Origin of the sequence: Pseudomonas sp. 2995-3 (assembly GCF_002742565.1) — a bacterium.
GTDB classification, from domain to species: Bacteria; Pseudomonadota; Gammaproteobacteria; order Pseudomonadales; family Pseudomonadaceae; genus Aquipseudomonas; species Aquipseudomonas edaphica.
The window spans coordinates 1-270 of record NZ_LJSB01000335.1 but is presented as its reverse complement, the minus strand read 5'-3'; the positions used below and the strand labels follow the sequence as shown (position 1 = coordinate 270).

Annotated in this window: 1 protein-coding gene; it reads right to left on the bottom strand. The window is 40.4% G+C overall.

The features are described 5' to 3' along the window. Positions 1-270, bottom strand: a 270-nt coding sequence (locus AOA62_RS31940; RefSeq protein WP_158235144.1) for a hypothetical protein, incomplete at both ends; no start/stop codon positions are given.

Below are 270 nucleotides of genomic sequence, written 5' to 3'. Positions count from 1 at the left end.
GTATACATTATCAGAGCCAAACTCTAAGTAATCCTCAAAAGACATAGCCATCATGGATTGGTCGTAGTCATCTGCTGCAATTCTTACCATGAATTTGACCTCTGTATCTGATGGTAGACCGCGTTTGACTTCAGCCTCATATTTTTCCCGAAGTTCTTCGCCCCATTTGGCCAAAATGTAGTTATCCACATAGCCATACTCACTATGCTCTTTAACAATAAATACAACGTCTGAGTTTCCCTTTTCATGGAAAATCCCTTTGTCTGCATC